This window comes from Serpentinimonas sp. SSL01 (assembly GCF_056323735.1).
This window is the reverse complement of the sequence record NZ_CM150487.1, coordinates 2,019,065-2,035,089: the sequence shown is the minus strand read 5'-3', so window position 1 is coordinate 2,035,089 and position 16,025 is coordinate 2,019,065. Positions and strand designations below refer to the sequence as shown.

The window sequence follows — 16,025 nt, the reverse complement described above, 5'->3', positions numbered from 1 at the left end:
TAGAATAAACGAACCCCATTTCGCGCACACGCCATGAAAGTTTTTATCACCTATTGCTTTCGAGTTTGTGCGGGCCTCGGTCTAGCGGGCTTTGGCTTGGGCTTGCTGGCTGCCGCTGCCCTGCCGGCGCAGGCCCTCGAGCGGCCGCGCGAGCGCGTGGTGCTCACCGTCACCGGCCAGATCGGCGCGACCAATCAGGGCTCGGCGGCGGTGTTCGATATGGCCATGCTCGAAGCCTTGCCACAGCACCGTTTTGCCACCCGCACGCCGTGGGAGCAGGGCGTGGTGCGCTTCAGCGGCCCGCTGCTGCGCGACGTGCTGGCGCTGGTGCAGGCGCGCGGCCAGCGGCTGCACGCCACCGCGCTCAACGACTACCGCATCACCATCCCCATACAAGACGCGCGCGACTTCGATGTCATCATCGCCACGCGCATGAACGAGCAGCCGATGCCGGTGCGCACGCGCGGCCCCTTGTTCGTGATCTACCCCTTCGACTCCGACCCCCGCTTGCAAAATGCGCGTTTTTATGAGCGCTCGATCTGGCAATTGCGATCGATCGAAGTGATCGAATGAGCCTTGCAGTCGGCACAGTCCCATCCACCGGCGGCCGCCGTTTCGGTTTTTGGCTGGCGCTCACCACCTTCGTCATGGCGCTGGGCTTGAGCGTCATGATGGTGGCTTTTGTGCGCCAGACGCAAGCGGTGGCAGACACGGCGCGCCTGCAGGCCGACTCCATCACCGCCCTCACGTTTCAGCTCGAGCGCGAGTTTTTGCGGCTGCGCCACCAGCTCCATCTGAGCCTCGTGCAACCCGACCAGACCGACTGGGCGCAGCTGCAGGTGCGCCACGAGATTTTTGCCAGCCGCGTAGGCCTGCTGCGCGATGGCGCCACGATCGCGGTGTTGCGCCAGCGCCCCGAGTTCGACGCCATCGCACCCAAAATCAAAGCCTTGCTCGAGCGCGCCGACCCCTTGCTGGCCGACCCCGAGCGCCACCAGCCAGCCTTGCAGCAGGTGCTGCAAGAAATGGAGGTGCTGGGGCCCGAGGTGCAGGCGCTGAGCCTGGCGGCCAACAGCCTGATGACGCACCTGATGCACGACAAGCTCGAGCAGGTGCGCACGCAGCAGCGCTGGATCAACCTGCTCATGGCCTTTCAGGTGCTGCTGCTGCTGCTGGCCGCCGCCGCCTTGTGGGGGTGGCACCGGCGCCAGCAGCGCGAGCGCGCGCAGCTCGAAGCGCTCAATGACGCGCTGCAGCAGGCCAAGACCGCCGCCGAGCAGGCCAACCGCGCCAAAAGTCAGTTTGTGGCCAACATGAGCCACGAATTGCGCACGCCGCTCAATGGGGTGCTGGGCATGCTCGATTTGTTGCTCGACAGCCCGCTGCCGCCGGCGCAGCGCGAGCAGTTGCGCACGGCGCAGCAGTCGTCGGCGCATCTGTTGTCGATTTTGAACGATCTGCTGGACCTGTCGGCGCTCGATACCGGGCAGATCAGGCTGCAGCCGGAACCGGTCGATGTGGCCGCTCTGGTGCGGCAGTGCCACGGCTCGCTGCGCGCGCTTGGCGAAGGCAAAAATCTGCACCTGCCGCTGAGCATAGGCCCCGATCTGCCGCCCTGCGTGCTGACCGACCCCAAGCGCGTGCGCCAAGTGGTGCTCAACCTGCTGGGCAACGCCATCAAGTTCACACCCAGCGGCAGCGTGGCCGTGGCGCTGGACTGCCGGCAGCACAGGGGCTTGGCGCATTGGACGCTGACGGTGCGCGATACCGGGATCGGCATCGACCCAGCGCTGCATGAACAGATTTTTCAGCGCTTCGCCCAGGCCGACCGCAGCAGCACCCGGACCCAAGGCGGCAATGGGCTGGGGCTGGAGATTTCGCGCACGCTGGCGCAGTTGCTCGGGGGCGACATCGCGCTGCGCAGCGCGCCGGGGCAGGGCTCGGTGTTCAGCTTCACTTGGGTGGCACCCCTGTGTGCCGACGCTGCGCTCCCACAGGCGCCTGAGCCCCAAACGACGGCCCTGCCCGCACGGATGCAGCAACCGACTGCCTTTGTGTCCGAGACGCCACCCCCAGAGGGCAGGGGCCGGCGCGTGCTGGTGGCCGAAGACCACCCGGTGAATCGCAAGTTTCTGGCCCTGTTGCTCGAGCGCATGGGCTTGCAGCCGACCTTTGCCGAAAACGGTCTGCAGGCGCTCGATCTGGCGGCGCGCCACGATTTTGATTGGGTGCTGATGGACATCCACATGCCCGAGATGGACGGTCTGGCTTGCGCCCGCGCCATTCGCCAGTTGCCCGGCGCGCGCGGCCGCGTGCCGATCATCGCTGTTACCGCCGACGTCATGAACGAGGCCGGCGAGCAGGCGCGGGCGGCGGGCATGGACGCTTTTTTGAGCAAACCGCTGCAGCGCTTGGCGCTGGAGCAGGCCCTGAACCGCCTGAGCGCCAGCCGGATGCAGACGAGCGCGGCCTAAACCGCGGCCGCCTTCACCAGCCCAGCCCCAAGCGCAGCGGCAAGAACACCGCCATGCCGCAGACGATGGTGCCCAGCACGCCGCCACGCCAAAAAAACCAAGCCACCCCGGCGGCGGTGGCAAACAGGCGCGCATCCTGCCAGGTGTCGATCAACTGGCCTTCCAGCAGCAGCACTTCGGGCGCCACCACGGCCGCCAAGGCGGCGATCGGGGCGTAGAGCAGGCCGCGTTCGGCCCAGTGCGGCAGCTTCCAGTCGCGCTCGCTGATAAAGAAAAAGCTGCGCGTGATCACCGTCACCACCGTCAAGGCGGCGATGGCCAGCAGGGTGGGCCAGTCGAAATCGCTCATGGTGCGCTCGGTGGGTTGGGTGGGATAGGCGGCTGCGGGCGCAGCGCGCGCGGGCCGTGGGCCTCGATCAACAAGCAAAAAGCCACTGCGGCGGCGATGGCCACCACGATGTGCAGCTTGAGCGGCAAGGCAAAAGCGGCCACCGCCGCCGCCCCCGCGACCCCGGCCGCCACCACTCGCAGCGTCGATGTGGCGAGCGAGCAGCCGACCCCGATCAAAGCAAGAATGCCGGCAAAGCCCAGCCCCCAAGCCACCGGTATGGTGTGCGCCAGCGCCACCCCGAGCAAACTGGCGCCCATCCAGCTGAAGTAATTGACGCAGCAGTGGCCGGCCAAGTAGGCCATCTGGCGCTGTTTGGCTTCGAGCGTGGCGCCGACGGCGTGGTAGCGGCGCACAAAAAACACATAGCTCATGTCGCCCGTCAGGTAGCCGGTGACCAGGCGCTGGCGCAGCGGCTGGTGCATCATGTAGGGCCGCAAATGGGCCGAAAACACCACGAAGCGCAAATTGACGCAAAACGCCGCCGCCAGCACCACCCACAGCGGCGCGCCCGCCGTCAGCAGCGGCAGCACCGCCAACTGGGCGCTGCCGGCAAACACCAGCAGCGTCATCAGCACCGCCTCGAGCTGGCTCAGGCCCGCCGCCACCATTGCCACCCCGGTCATCAGCCCCCAGGCCGCGACCCCGGCGGTGACGGTGGTCTGCTCGCGCACGCCCTCAGCGAACTCGGGCCAGCGGCGGATGTCGGTGCGCCAGAACATTTCAGCCAGCGCCGCCAGCGCCGCCCAGCACGGTGCCCACCGCCAGCGCGTGCCCGGCCAGAAAAGGGGCCGCCGCCAAGCGCTTGCCGCCGGCGCGTTGCAGTTCGGTCAGCACCAGCACGCCGGCGCCGGTCTGCACCTGCACGCCGCTGGCGTCGGCGGCCAGCACGGTGCCGGGTGCGGCCGCTTGGGGGCCGGTCGGGGCCGTTGGCAGCGCGTGCGCGCCCCAGACCTTGAGCGTGGCGCCCCCGAGCAGGGTGCTGGCCCCGGGCGCCGGATCGAAGGCGCGCACCCGGCGCGCGATCTGCGCTGCCTCGTGCCGCCAGTCGATCAGGGCTTCGGCCTTGTCGATTTTGTGCGCGTAGCTCACGCCCACTTCGGGCTGCGGCTGCGGCTGCAAGCGGCCGGCCTCGGCCTGCTGCAAGGCTTGCAGCACCAGCTGCGCGCCCAGCTGCGCCAGCCGGTCGTGCAGGCTGGCCGCGGTGTCGTGGGCGGTGATCGGCAGCGCCTGGCGCAGCAGCATGGGGCCGGTGTCGAGCCCGGCGTCCATCTGCATGATGGTGATGCCGCTCTCAAGGTCGCCGGCTTCGAGCGCGCGCTGGATCGGGGCGGCGCCGCGCCAGCGCGGCAGCAGCGAAGCGTGGATGTTCAGGCAGCCCAGACGCGGCAGCGCCAGCACCCAGGGCGGCAGCAGCAGCCCATAGGCGGCCACCACCGCCACGTCGGCCGCGGCTTGTTGCATGGCGCTGCGCGCCTGCGCGGCGTCATCGGGGTATTTGCCGTCCAGCCGCAAGCTGCGCGGCTGCGCCAGCGCCAAGCCGTGTGCCAGCGCCACCTGCTTGACGGCCGAGGCCTGGGGTTTGAGGCCACGCCCGGCCGGGCGGTCGGGTTGCGTGAGCACCAGCGGCACCTCATACCCGGCGGCCAGCACGGCGCGCAAGGCCAGCGCGGCAAATTCCGGCGTACCGGCAAACAACACACGCATGCGGCTCCTAGGATTCAGAGCGGCACCGCACGGCGGCCCGTGCGTGCGCTGGGGCGCTCGGCTTCGCCTTCGCCGTCGCGCCCGGCTTTGAGCAGCTTGGCCTTGATGCGGGTGCGCTTGAGCAGCGACAGGTATTCGACAAACACCTTGCCCTGCAAATGGTCCATCTCGTGCTGGATGCACACCGCCAGCAGCCCCTCAGCCTCGAGCTCGCGGCTGTGCCCGTGGGCGTCGAGCGCGCGTACGCGCACCGCCAGCGCGCGCTCGACGCCGTCGTACACGCCCGGCACCGACAGGCAGCCTTCGTCGCCCTTGCGGGTTTCGGGGCTGGCCCATAGCAGCTCGGGGTTGATCAGCACCAGCGGCTGGTCGCGCGCCTCGCTCACGTCGATGACAATGACGCGCTCGTGCACATCCACTTGGGTGGCGGCCAGCCCGATGCCGTTGGCCTCGTACATGGTGGCAAACATGCGCTCGAGCAGGGTGCGCACGCGCTCGTCCACCGCCGCCACCGGCTGCGCCACGCGCAGCAGCCGTGGGTCGGGGTACTTGAGGATGGGTAAAAGTTCGGCTGGGTTCATCGTGGAATGGGGCGCGGGGCCGCTAACAGGGGCCACAAAATATCGTTATTTTCGCCACTTTTGGCGGTCGCTGCACGCGACATGCGGCTATTATGATTGCTTCATGGGCTAAGGCTGAACCAGCGTGCTTAAAGCACAATCGGTCCTAGTCGTTTCCTGCCATTATCACCACCCAACGGTCGCAGCATTCGGCGCTGGCGGACCATGGGTAGCCAACGGGGCTCCAGACATGCAAGCCACACCTGCACCTGCCGCTTTACATCGCACCGTCAACTGCAGCCGGACCGTGCCCGCGCTTGCCTTGCTGCTGGCCAGTGCGTGGGCAGGCGCGCAAACTTTTCCCAACCTGCCCATCAGCCCGGCCCAGCGCGACACCGCGCAGCAAGTGGCCCAAGCCGGGGTGCCGCTGTCGGCGTTGGCGCCCAATGCGCCCGAGCGCCACACCGTGCGCCGCGGCGACACGTTGTGGGACATCTCGGCCCTGTTTTTGCGCCAGCCCTGGCGCTGGCCCGAACTGTGGGGCATGAACCTCGAGCAAATTCGCAACCCACACCTGATTTTTCCCGGTCAGGTGCTGGTGCTCACGCGCGTGGGCGACCGCGCCTTCTTGGCCATCGACGCCGGCGCAGCGCCGCCTACGGTGCGTTTGTCGCCTCGGATTCGTGCCGAGGCTTTGGGCGAGGCCGCCCTGCCCGCCATTCCCGCGCAGGTGATCGCTCCGTTCCTCAACGACTCGCTGCTCTTGAGTGCGGACACCCACGCCCGCGCTCCGCGCATCGTAGCCGCCCTAGAGGGCCGTACCCTGCTCAGCCAGGGCGATCGGGCCTACGCCCGGGGACAGTTTGGTGCGCTCGACGCGCTCGAGGGCGCGCCGTTGTTGCTCACCGAGCCCAACCCGGTGCAACGCATCTACCGCAACGCCGAGCCCCTGATCGATCCCGATAACGGTGAAAAACTGGGTTACGAAGCGCAACTCATCGGTACGGCGCAGCTGCTGGGCAGCGAAACCGTGCGCATGCACACGCGTGCCGATGGCCAGACCGAACAACGGGTGGAGCCGGCCGCGCTCGACATCACCGCCGCCCTGACCGAAATCCGCATCGGCGACCGGCTGGTACCCACACCAGCGCAGACCACCCCCACCAGCTACGTGCCCCGTGCACCACAGATGCAGCTGGCTGGGCGCATTGTGCGCACCCACGCCCACGCGCAGCGCTTGGCCGGCCAACACCAAGTGGTGGTGCTCAACCGCGGTAGCCGCGATGGGCTTGAGGTGGGCCACGTGCTGGCCCTGCAGCGCAACGCCGCGCCCGTGGTCGACCGCACCGACAGCGCACGCGCCACGCTGCAGCTGCCGGTCGAGCGCAACGGCCTGATGATGGTGTTTCGCACCTTCGACCGCGTCTCCTACGCGCTGGTGTTGCAGGTGAGCGATGCGGTGCGCAACGGCGACCACTTCGCTACACCCTAAAAACCCATGACTGCCCAGCCCGCAGCCGATCCAGCCACCGCAGACACGGCTGCCGAACTGGCCGCCTGGCTGCGCCTGACCACCACCGCCGGGGTGGGCGCGGCCACCGCGCGCAAGCTGCTGGCGGCCTTGGGCTCACCCCAAGCGGTGTTTGCGGCCGAGGCGCAGGCGCTGCAGGTGCTGGTGGGCGAACGGCTGGCCGCTGCCTTGCGCAGCCCACCGGTGCACGGCAGCCGCATGCTCGAGCAAACCTTGGCCTGGCTGGCCGGCGCGCCCAACCGCTACTGCCTCGGCTTGGGGCACCCGCACTACCCGGCGGCGCTGCTGCAGACCCCCGACCCCCCGGTGCTGCTGTACGTACAAGGCCAATTGAGCGCGCTGGCGCAGCCCTGCACCCTGGCCGTGGTCGGCAGCCGCAACCCCACGCCGCAGGGGGCCAGCAACGCCCATGCCTTTGCCAAGCAGTTGGGGGCGCAGGGGTTTTGCATCGCCTCCGGGCTGGCGCTGGGCGTGGACGGCGCGGCGCACTTGGGCGCGCTCGAAGCCGGTGCGCCCACGGTGGCGGTGGTGGGCACCGGGCTGGACCGGGTCTATCCGCGGCAGCACCGCGAACTGGCGCAGCGCATCGCCGACCACGGCGCGCTGTTGAGCGAGTACCCGCTGGGCACGCCGCCGCTGGCACCCAATTTTCCGCAGCGCAACCGCCTGATTGCCGGCCTGAGCCTGGGCACGCTGGTGGTGGAGGCGGCGTTGGAGTCGGGCTCGCTCATCACCGCCGAACTGGCGGCGCAGTACGGCCGCGAGGTGTTTGCCATTCCGGGCTCAATCCACGCGCCGCAATCGCGTGGCTGCCACGCCCTGCTCCGCCAAGGGGCCAAACTGGTCGAGACGGTGCAAGACGTGCTCGACGAACTGCGGCCGCAGCGCATCCCGACCCAACCCACGCAGGGCGTATTGGCCTTGGGCGCGCGCGAGCCAGCAAAGCCCACAGCGCCAGCCGGCGCAGCTAGGGCGGGCAAAGCGGCGCCGGGAACTGCGGGGCAGCCGGTCGAGGCCGAAAACGCGCTCTTGCAAGCGCTGGGCTACGACCCAGTCGGGCTCGACGCCCTGCAGGCGCGCTGCGGCTTGCCCACGGCCGAGCTGCAAGCGCAGTTGCTCGAACTCGAGCTGTGCGGGGTGGTCAGGCGCCTGCCCGGCGGCCTGTTTCAGCGCCAAGCGCTGGCTTGAGGTGCCAACTTAAATTTGCGCCCCGGCGTTCGGGTCGTCCGGGTTTTCCACCGTCTGCGCCACGGGCTTGATCAAATCCTCGCGCTTGATGCCCAGCGCCATGGCCACGCCGGTGGCCACAAAGATCGACGAGTAGATGCCGAACAAAATGCCGATGGTCAGCGCGAGCGCAAAGTAGTGCAGCACCGGGCCACCAAACAGCAGCATCGAGATCACCATCGCCTCGGTGGTGCCGTGCGTGATGATGGTGCGGCTCATGGTGCTGGTGATGGCGTGGTCGATCACCTCGCGCGTGCTCATCTTGCGCTGGCGCTTGAAGGTTTCGCGGATGCGGTCGAAAATCACCACCGACTCGTTGACCGAGTAACCCAGCACGGCCAGCACGGCGGCCAGCACGGCGAGCGAAAACTCCCACTGGAAGAAAGCAAAAAAGCCCAAGATGATGACCACATCGTGCAAGTTGGCGACGATGGCGGCGATCGAGAACTTCCACTCGAAGCGAAAAGCCAGATAGACCGTGATGCCGATGATCACGAACAGCAGCGCCAGCATGCCGTCGGTGACCAGTTCCTGCCCCACCTGGGGCCCGACGAATTCGGTGCGGCGCAGCTCCACGGTGGGGTCGTGTGCGCGCAGCGCCTGCAGCACCGACTGGCTTTGCTCACCCGCGCCCACGCCGGGCAACGGCGGCAGGCGCATCAGCACCTCGCGCGCGCTGCCGTAGTGCTGCACCAAGACCTCTTCGTAGCCCAAGCCGGCGAGCGCACCGCGCACCACCTCGAGGTCGGCGGGCTGCTGGTAGGCCACTTCGACCACCGTGCCGCCGGTGAACTCGACCGACAGGTTGAGCCCGCGCGTGACCAAGAAAAACACCGCCAGCGCAAACAGGGTGAGTGAGATCGCGTTCAGCAGCAGCGCATGGCGCATGAACGGGATGTCTTTTTTGACGCGGAAAAATTCCATTTCTTGCAACCTCTGGCGGTTTAGTCGGCGGCTGCAGAGCCGGGTTTGGGCGCGCCCGGTGCCGGCGGCTGCCAGACCGTGCCGATCGAGATGGTTTTGAGCTTTTTCTTGCTCCCGTACCAAGCGTTGACCAGCCCGCGCGAGAAAAACACCGACGAGAACATGCTCGTCAGGATGCCGATGCAGTGCACCACCGCAAAGCCGCGCACCGGTCCAGAGCCAAAGGCCAACAGTGCCAACCCGGCCAGCAGCGAGGTGACGTTGGAGTCCAAAATGGTGCCCCAGGCGCTGTCGTAGCCGTTGTTGATCGCCATCTGTGGCGAGGCGCCGCGGCGCAGCTCTTCGCGGATGCGCTCGTTGATGAGCACGTTGGAGTCGATCGCCATGCCCAAGGCCAGCGCCATCGCCGCCATGCCCGGCAGCGTCAGGGTGGCTTGCAGCATCGACAGCACCGAGACCAGCAGCACCAGGTTGAAGGTCAGGGCAATGCTCGAGAAAGCGCCGAACAGGCGGTAATAGAGCACCATGAAAATGAGCACCACTAGGAAGCCGTAGAGCACGCTCTCGAAGCCCATGCGGATGTTCTCGGCCCCTAGGCTCGGGCCGACGGTGCGCTCCTCGATGATCTCCATCGGCGCCGCCAGCGCGCCCGCGCGCAGCAGCAAGGCCACGCTCTGCGCCTCGAGCGAGGTCATCTGACCCGAGATCTGCACCCGGCCGCCGCCGATCTCGGTGCGGATCACGGGCGCCGTGACGACTTCGCCGCGGCCGCGCTCGAACAGCAAAATCGCCATGCGGTTGCCGACGTTGGCGCGCGTGACGTCGCGGAAGATGCGCGACCCGGCGGCGTCGAGCGACAGGTGCACCGCCGGCTCTTGGGTCTGGCCATCGAAGCCGGCTTGGGCGTCGGTCAGGTTTTCACCGGTGAGCACGACTTCGCGCAGCGTGATCACGGCGCGCCCCTCGCGGTCGAGGTGGCGCTCGGAGCCCAGCGGCACCGGCCCCTCGCCGCGTTCGGCGGCGCGCCCGGCCGGGCTTTCATCGACCATGCGCAGCTGCAGCGTGGCGGTGCGGCCCAAGATGTCTTTGGCGCGCGCGGTGTCGAGCACACCGGGCAGCTGCACCACGATCCGGTCTGCCCCTTGCTGCTGAATCACCGGCTCGGCCACCCCAAGCTCGTTGATGCGGTTGCGCAGCGTCAGGATGTTTTGCTGGATCGCCTTGGCCTGGATGGCGCTGCTGGCATCGGCGCTCAGGGTGCCGATCAGCTTGATCTGGCCATCGACCAGCTGACGCTCGAAGCTCAGGTCGGCGAAGTTTTCGCGCAGGGTTGGCAGCGCCGCTTCCAGCGCCGCCTCGTCGCGAAAGCGCAAGGTCACCGCCAGGCCTTCGCGGCTGATGCCGGTGTGGCGGATGTTTTGCTCACGCAGCGTGGTGCGCAGGTCGCGCGCCAGCGACTCGGCGCGCTGCTCGAGGGCCCCGGGCATGTCAACCTGCATCAGAAAATGCACGCCGCCGCGCAAATCCAAGCCTAGGTACATGGGTTGCGCGTTGAACAGCTGCAGCCAGCGTGGGGTTTGCGGCACCAGATTCAGCGCCGCCACGTGCGTGGGCTGGGCCGGGTCGGGGTTGAGGGCGCGGTCGATGGCGTCGCGCGCCTGCAACTGGGTTTCGGCGCTGTCGAACAAGGCCTGGATGGTCTGGTCTTGGAGCACCAGCGAGCGGGCGCTGATCTGGCGCTCGGTCAGCGCCTGCTCGATGCGCGTCAGGGTGGCGGCGTCGATGCGCACGCCGTGCTGGCCAGAGGAAACCTGCACCCCCGGGGCTTCGCCGTACAGGTTGGGCAGCGCGTACAAAAGGGCGATCAGCAGCGCCACCACGATGGTGACGTACTTCCACAGCGGGTATCGGTTCATGAGCGGGCGGCCCCGTTAAAGCCCAAAAGCCGGGCGCACGGGCCCAGCCTTTGGATGAAAAAACACGGCAAGGCCGTTTACTGAACCGTGCCCTTGGGCATCAACTGCATCACAGCGCTGCGCTGGATTTGGACTTCGACGCCGGTGGTCAGTTCCAAGGTGACGAAATCGTCGCCCAGTTTGGTGATGCGGCCCAGCATGCCGCCCGCAGTCACGACTTCGTCGCCCTTGGCCAGCGCGGCGACCATGGCCTTGTGCTCTTTGGTGCGTTTCATTTGCGGCCGGATCATGATGAAGTACAGCACCACGAACATCAGCACCAGCGGCAGCAGGCTGACCAAAGTGCTGGTGGTGTCGCCGGCGGCGGCCTGGGCGTAGGCGGGAGAAATAAACACGGTGGCTTTCCTGTGTGAAAGGGGTGGGGGTTGCGGGCGGGCCACGTGGGGCCCGTGTCAACCGCGCATTCTAAACCCCCAGCGCAAATGAGCGCTCAGCTTTTGCTGACGCCGTGGCGTTGCGGGCGCAACGAAGCGTATCCGGCCGCTGCCTGGCCTGCTCTAGACCGCTGCCGGGCGCACCGCCGGCACCGGCCGGATGCGCAGCGCCAGCCACACCCCCAGCAACAACAACACCATGCCGGCCACCGTCAGGCCCTGCGGCCACTCGCCGCGCCACCAGAAAATGTAGATCAGCGCCGCCACGGTCTCGAACACGATCAGCTGCCCGGCTAGGGCGGTGGGCAGGCGCTTGCTGGCCTGGTTCCAGCACAGAATGCCGCACCACGAGGCAAACAGCCCCAGCGCCAGCATGAGCCAGAGGAAAAACAGCGGATCCGGCCCTAGGGGCATGGGGAAGGTGCTGCCGCTGAGCGACATCCAGCCCCAGACCAGCGCAAAACCGACCAGGGCCATGGGCAACGTGGCCAGGCCCTGCGCCGTGGCCCAGACGCGCGGGTTGCGCTCCGGGTGCTGGCGCAGCCAATCGGCGTTGCGCAGCGGGTACCAGGTCCAGCACGCCAGCGCGCCCAGCGCCAGCAGCGCCCCCAGCGTGTAGGCGCTGAGCGAGGCGTCGGGCTGTTGCAGCAGGCGCGTCATCTCGGCCTGATTGACCAGCGCAATGCCCAGCAGCATGATGCCCAGCGGCAGCAGCAGGCGCCGCCAAGGCAGCAAGCCGTCGCGCGCGGCGTTGCGCTGGTTGGCGGCAATGGCGATCACCACCGGCAGCGTGCCGATGATGAGCGTGGTCAGCGGCCCACCGGTGCCCTGGATCGAGCTGGCAAGCAAGGTGTAGTAGGCTAGATTGCCCACGGCGGCCAGCTTGGCCGCTGCCAACCAATCGGCGCGCGTCAGGCGGCGCAGCGCGCCCCAGTCGAGCCAAGCCAGCGGCAGGCACAGCAGCCCAAACGCCAAGTAGCGCGCCATGGCCAGCAAGGCGGCCGGGTACTCGGGCAGCAAAAGCGGCACCAGAAACACCAAGCCCCACAACATCCCCGCCAGCAAGGCGAAGGCCACCCCGAGCCCCATAAGGCCTCCCGTTAAACCAAAGCAGCAAGTGTAAGGGGCGCTGGACGCCAAACAGCGGGCGTGGCGCGTTCAGCGCCGGGTGGAGGCGCCGGGTGCGGGCGCATCGGGTGGCAGCTGCCCGGCAGCGCGCCACTGCGCCAGCAACTCGCTCCAGCGCAGGCGCACGGCGGCCAAGTGTCGCGCCTTGACGTGGCCAAAACCCTTGATGCCTTCGGGCAGCGCCGCCAGTTGCAGCGCCAGCGCCTTGCGCGCGGGGTTCAGATTCGGCAGCAGTTCTTCGATCAGCTCTTGGTACTGGCCGATCAGGGCGCGTTCCTCGCGCCGCTCGGCGCTGCGGCCAAAGGGGTCGAAGGCCGTGCCGCGTAGGCCCTTGAGGCGCGCCAAGCCCTTGAAGGCGGTGAGCATCCACGGCCCGAAGGCACGCTTGATCGGCAGGCCGCGCTCATCGCGGCGCGCCCACAGCGGCGGCGCGAGGTGAAAGCGCAGCGCAAAATCGCCCTCGAACTGGGCCCCGATCTGGCGCAAAAACGCGGGGTCGCTGTGCAGGCGCGCCACCTCGTATTCGTCTTTGTAGGCCATGAGCTTGAACAGGTTGTGCGCCACCGCCTCGCTCAGGGCGCTTGTGCCCGCACCCAGCGCCGCGGCCTCGGCCTGCTGCACCCGGCGCACGAAGTCGCTGTAGCGCTGCGCGTAGGCCGGGTTCTGGTAGGCGCGCAAAAATTCGCTGCGCCGCTGCAGCAGCGCCTCGAGGCCGGGGCGCGGGTGCAGCGCGATGGCTTGCGCCGGCGCCAGCAGCGCCTGCAGCCGCGCGCCGTCGTGCGCCGCCCAGCGGCCCCATTCGAACGCGGCCAGGTTTTTGGCCACTGCCACGTCGTTGAGCTCGATCGCCCGCCGCAGCGACTCGCGCCGCAGAGGCAGCCAGCCTTTTTGCCAAGCAAAACCCAGCAACAGCGGGTTGAGGTAGAGCGCGTCGCCCAGCAGCCGCGTGGCCAAGGCCTCGGCGTCGAGCGGCGCCACGGCCTCGGGGCCGAGCAGGCGCTCAAGCGTGGCTTGGCACTGGCTGGCCGGGTTGTGCCAGTCGGGTTGGCGCACAAAGGCCGCCGTCGGGCTCACGTGGCCGTTCAGGGCCACCCGCGTGCGCCCCGGCCCCACGCGGGCCAGGCTTTCTTTGCTGACGGCGACGATGGCGTCGCAGCCCAGAATCAAATCGGCCGCGCCGCTGCCGACGCGGGTGGTGCAGATGTCGCTCTGCTGCACAGCCAGCAGCACATGGCTCCAGGTGGCGCCGCCCTTTTGCGCCAGGCCGGCGGCGTCTTGCGTGACCACGCCTTTGCCCTCGAGGTGCGCCGCCACCCCCAGCAACTGGCCGATGGTGATGACCCCGGTGCCGCCGACCCCGGCCACCACGATGCCATAGACGCTGCCCGGCCCGGCGGCATCAAAGGCTGGCAGCGGCGGCTCAGGCACATCCCCCAGCGCTTCGGGCGCCGGCAGCGCACCCGCCGGGGCGCTTTTGCGCAGTTGCCCGCCCTCGACCGTGACGAAGCTCGGGCAAAAGCCCTTGAGGCAGGAAAAATCCTTGTTGCAGCTGCTCTGGTTGATCTGGCGCTTGCGCCCGAATTCGGTCTGCAGCGGCTCTATGCTCAGGCAGTTGCTCTGCACGCCGCAATCGCCGCAGCCCTCGCACACGGCCGGGTTGATGAGCACGCGCCGCGCCGGGTCGGCCAAGGTGCCGCGCTTGCGCCGGCGCCGCTTTTCGGTGGCGCAGGTCTGGTCGTACAAGATCACGGTGGTGCCGGGCAGCTGGCGGAATTCGCGCTGGATGCGGTCGAGCTGGTCGCGGTGCTCCACCGCCACCCCGGCCGGCAGCCGCAGCGTGCTGCCGCCCACGGTGGTGTGCAGGGCGCCGCGGTATTTCTCGGGCTCGTCGGTGACCACGGTCAGGCGCGCCACCCCTTCGGCTTGCAGGCTGTGCGCGATCTGCAGCACGTGGTGGCCTTCGGCGCGCTCACCCAGCGGCTGGCCGCCGGTCATGGCCACGGCGTCGTTGTAGAGCAGCTTGAAGGTGATGTTGACATTGGCGGCGATGCACTGGCGGATCGCCAGCAGGCCGCTGTGACAGTAGGTGCCGTCGCCCAAGTTGGCAAAGACGTGCGACTCGTGGCTGAAGGGCTGCTGCCCGACCCACGGCACGCCCTCGCCCCCCATCTGCGTAAAGCCGATGGTGGAGCGGTCCATCCAGATGGTCATGAAGTGGCAGCCGATGCCGGCCATGGCGCGCGAACCCTCGGGCACCCGGGTGCTGGTGTTGTGCGGGCAGCCGGAGCAAAACCAGGGCTGGCGCTCGGCCAGCGGCGTGTCGGCATGGAGCACCTGCAAGGCGCGCGCCTGGCCCTGCAGGCGCTCGAGCTGCGCCTGCACCCGCGCCGCCACTTCGCTGCCCTCGGGCAGCAGGCCGTGGCGCGCCAAGCGCCGCGCCAGCGCTTGGGCGATCAGCGCCGGCGTCAGGTCGGCGTTGGCGCGCAGCAGCTGGTTGGCGCTCGGGTTGGGCATCGACCACTCGCCGCCGCTGTGGTCGGCCCCGACTTCGTCGAACTTGCCCAGCACGTCGGGGCGTACGTCGGGGCGCCAGTTGTAGAGCTCTTCTTTGAGCTGGTATTCGATCACTTGGCGCTTTTCTTCCACCACCAGAATCTCGCGCAGCCCGGTGGCAAACTCGCGCGTGGTCTGCGCCTCCAGCGGCCAGACCACGCCCACCTTGTGCAGCCGCAGCCCGATGCGGCGGCAGGTGGCGTCGTCGAGCCCGAGGTCGCGCAGCGCCTGCCGGGTGTCGTTGTAGGCCTTGCCGCTGGCGATGAGGCCGTAGCGGTCGTGCGGGCCCTCGATCGCGTTGTGGTTGAGCCGGTTGGCGCGCACATAGGCCAGCGCGGCGTACCACTTGGTGTCCATCAGGCGCGCTTCCTGCTCCAGCGCCGCGTCGGGCCAGCGGATGTGCACGCCGCCGGGGGGCAGCTCGAACTCGGGCGCCACGATGCGCACCCGATCCGGGTCGATCTCGGCCACGGCGCTCGACTCAACGATCTCTTGGATGGTTTTCATGCCGGCCCAGACGCCGGCAAAGCGGCTCATGGCCCAGGCGTGCAGCCCGAAGTCGAGGATTTCTTGCACGCTGGCGGGGAAGAACACCGGCAGCCCACAGGCCTTGAAGATGTGGTCGCTCTGGTGCGCGGCGGTCGAGCTTTTGGCGACGTGGTCGTCACCGGCCACCGCGATCACGCCGCCCCAAGGCGTGGTGCCGGCCAGGTTGGCGTGCTTGAAGACGTCGGCGCTGCGGTCCACCCCTGGGCCTTTTCCGTACCACAGGCCAAACACGCCGTCGTGGCGCTGGCTGCCGGGCGGTGCAAACCCGAGCTGCTGCGTGCCCCAGACCGCGGTGGCGGCCAGTTCTTCGTTGACGCCGGGCTGAAACACGATCTGCTGCGCGGCTAGGTGCGCCTTGGCTTTCCACAGCGCCTGGTCGTAGCCGCCCAGCGGCGAGCCGCGGTAGCCGCTGATGAAGCCGGCGGTGTTGCGGCCCAGTTGCCAATCGCGCTGGCGCTGCAGCATGGGCAGCCGCACCAGCGCTTGCACCCCGCTCATGAAGGCACGCCCGTGGTCCAGCGTGTATTTGTCGTCTAGGCTGACGCTGGCAAGGGCGCGCCGAACCGCTTCGGGCAAGGGTGCGTTCATGGGTTTGTCTCCTGTCGCCAAGGCCGGCCGGGTAGGCCGCCAGTTA

At 68.4% G+C, this 16,025-nt stretch carries 13 protein-coding genes; 4 read left to right on the top strand and 9 right to left on the bottom strand.

The genetic code is table 11. The features are described 5' to 3' along the window. Nucleotides 1-33: 33 nt before the first annotated feature. Complete coding sequence (locus ACVMK0_RS09580; RefSeq protein ID WP_476463650.1) at nucleotides 34-573, top strand: putative pterin-binding protein; 540 nt, start codon at nucleotides 34-36, stop codon at nucleotides 571-573. Further along, on the top strand, nucleotides 570-2,474 hold the full coding sequence (locus ACVMK0_RS09575; RefSeq protein ID WP_476463649.1) for an ATP-binding protein: 1,905 nt from the start codon (nucleotides 570-572) through the stop codon (nucleotides 2,472-2,474). The genes ACVMK0_RS09580 and ACVMK0_RS09575 overlap by 4 nt, the downstream gene beginning before the upstream one ends. A gap of 13 nt (nucleotides 2,475-2,487) precedes the next feature. On the opposite strand, the gene ACVMK0_RS09570 is transcribed toward ACVMK0_RS09575, so the two are convergent. Genes ACVMK0_RS09570 through def form a run of 4 tightly spaced genes read right to left on the bottom strand, consistent with a single transcriptional unit; the run spans nucleotide 2,488 to nucleotide 5,150 of the window. Continuing rightward, nucleotides 2,488-2,823, bottom strand: a complete 336-nt coding sequence (locus ACVMK0_RS09570) for an AzlD domain-containing protein (RefSeq protein ID WP_045536673.1) — start codon at nucleotides 2,821-2,823, stop codon at nucleotides 2,488-2,490. Beyond that, complete coding sequence (locus ACVMK0_RS09565) at nucleotides 2,820-3,584, bottom strand: AzlC family ABC transporter permease (protein WP_250960915.1); 765 nt, start codon at nucleotides 3,582-3,584, stop codon at nucleotides 2,820-2,822. The genes ACVMK0_RS09570 and ACVMK0_RS09565 overlap by 4 nt, the downstream gene beginning before the upstream one ends. 1 nt (nucleotide 3,585) lies before the next feature. Next, nucleotides 3,586-4,569 (bottom strand): methionyl-tRNA formyltransferase, encoded by a 984-nt coding sequence (gene fmt / locus ACVMK0_RS09560; protein ID WP_250960916.1) that lies wholly within the window; start codon nucleotides 4,567-4,569, stop codon nucleotides 3,586-3,588. Nucleotides 4,570-4,583: 14 nt separating this feature from the next. Next, nucleotides 4,584-5,150 (bottom strand): peptide deformylase, encoded by a 567-nt coding sequence (gene def, locus ACVMK0_RS09555; protein ID WP_045536669.1) that lies wholly within the window; start codon nucleotides 5,148-5,150, stop codon nucleotides 4,584-4,586. 286 nt (nucleotides 5,151-5,436) lie between these two features. Here def and ACVMK0_RS09550 point away from each other — a divergent pair, with 286 nt between their 5' ends. Together ACVMK0_RS09550 and dprA are read left to right on the top strand one after the other, a co-directional pair. Then, on the top strand, nucleotides 5,437-6,621 hold the full coding sequence (locus tag ACVMK0_RS09550) for a LysM peptidoglycan-binding domain-containing protein (protein ID WP_476463648.1): 1,185 nt from the start codon (nucleotides 5,437-5,439) through the stop codon (nucleotides 6,619-6,621). 6 nt (nucleotides 6,622-6,627) lie between these two features. Then, entirely contained in the window at nucleotides 6,628-7,848 is a 1,221-nt protein-coding gene (gene dprA / locus ACVMK0_RS09545) for a DNA-processing protein DprA (protein WP_476463647.1), read from the top strand. A gap of 9 nt (nucleotides 7,849-7,857) precedes the next feature. On the opposite strand, the gene secF is transcribed toward dprA, so the two are convergent. The 5 genes from secF to ACVMK0_RS09520 all read right to left on the bottom strand — a co-directional run bounded on the left by secF (nucleotide 7,858) and on the right by ACVMK0_RS09520 (nucleotide 15,979). Then, nucleotides 7,858-8,811 (bottom strand): protein translocase subunit SecF, encoded by a 954-nt coding sequence (gene secF / locus ACVMK0_RS09540; protein WP_045536663.1) that lies wholly within the window; start codon nucleotides 8,809-8,811, stop codon nucleotides 7,858-7,860. A gap of 20 nt (nucleotides 8,812-8,831) precedes the next feature. Beyond that, complete coding sequence (gene secD, locus ACVMK0_RS09535; RefSeq protein ID WP_476463646.1) at nucleotides 8,832-10,727, bottom strand: protein translocase subunit SecD; 1,896 nt, start codon at nucleotides 10,725-10,727, stop codon at nucleotides 8,832-8,834. 77 nt (nucleotides 10,728-10,804) lie between these two features. Next, complete coding sequence (gene yajC, locus ACVMK0_RS09530; RefSeq protein WP_250960918.1) at nucleotides 10,805-11,122, bottom strand: preprotein translocase subunit YajC; 318 nt, start codon at nucleotides 11,120-11,122, stop codon at nucleotides 10,805-10,807. A 162-nt stretch (nucleotides 11,123-11,284) separates the two neighbouring features. Then, nucleotides 11,285-12,250: a DMT family transporter gene (locus tag ACVMK0_RS09525; RefSeq protein ID WP_476463645.1), complete on the bottom strand. Its 966-nt coding sequence runs from the start codon at nucleotides 12,248-12,250 to the stop codon at nucleotides 11,285-11,287. A 69-nt stretch (nucleotides 12,251-12,319) separates the two neighbouring features. Next, on the bottom strand, nucleotides 12,320-15,979 hold the full coding sequence (locus ACVMK0_RS09520; protein ID WP_476463644.1) for an indolepyruvate ferredoxin oxidoreductase family protein: 3,660 nt from the start codon (nucleotides 15,977-15,979) through the stop codon (nucleotides 12,320-12,322). Between the last annotated feature and the right edge of the window lie 46 nt (nucleotides 15,980-16,025).

What these genes read in the sequence shown, in the direction of transcription:
- ACVMK0_RS09580 (WP_476463650.1), top strand. Translation starts at nt 34, where the DNA reads ATGAAAGTTTTTATCACCTATTGCTTTCGAGTTTGTGCGGGCCTCGGT.
- ACVMK0_RS09575 (WP_476463649.1), top strand. Translation starts at nt 570, where the DNA reads ATGAGCCTTGCAGTCGGCACAGTCCCATCCACCGGCGGCCGCCGTTTC.
- ACVMK0_RS09570 (WP_045536673.1), bottom strand. Translation starts at nt 2,823, where the DNA reads ATGAGCGATTTCGACTGGCCCACCCTGCTGGCCATCGCCGCCTTGACG.
- ACVMK0_RS09565 (WP_250960915.1), bottom strand. Translation starts at nt 3,584, where the DNA reads ATGTTCTGGCGCACCGACATCCGCCGCTGGCCCGAGTTCGCTGAGGGC.
- fmt (WP_250960916.1), bottom strand. Translation starts at nt 4,569, where the DNA reads ATGCGTGTGTTGTTTGCCGGTACGCCGGAATTTGCCGCGCTGGCCTTG.
- def (WP_045536669.1), bottom strand. Translation starts at nt 5,150, where the DNA reads ATGAACCCAGCCGAACTTTTACCCATCCTCAAGTACCCCGACCCACGG.
- dprA (WP_476463647.1), top strand. Translation starts at nt 6,628, where the DNA reads ATGACTGCCCAGCCCGCAGCCGATCCAGCCACCGCAGACACGGCTGCC.
- secF (WP_045536663.1), bottom strand. Translation starts at nt 8,811, where the DNA reads ATGGAATTTTTCCGCGTCAAAAAAGACATCCCGTTCATGCGCCATGCG.
- secD (WP_476463646.1), bottom strand. Translation starts at nt 10,727, where the DNA reads ATGAACCGATACCCGCTGTGGAAGTACGTCACCATCGTGGTGGCGCTG.
- ACVMK0_RS09525 (WP_476463645.1), bottom strand. Translation starts at nt 12,250, where the DNA reads ATGGGGCTCGGGGTGGCCTTCGCCTTGCTGGCGGGGATGTTGTGGGGC.
- ACVMK0_RS09520 (WP_476463644.1), bottom strand. Translation starts at nt 15,979, where the DNA reads ATGAACGCACCCTTGCCCGAAGCGGTTCGGCGCGCCCTTGCCAGCGTC.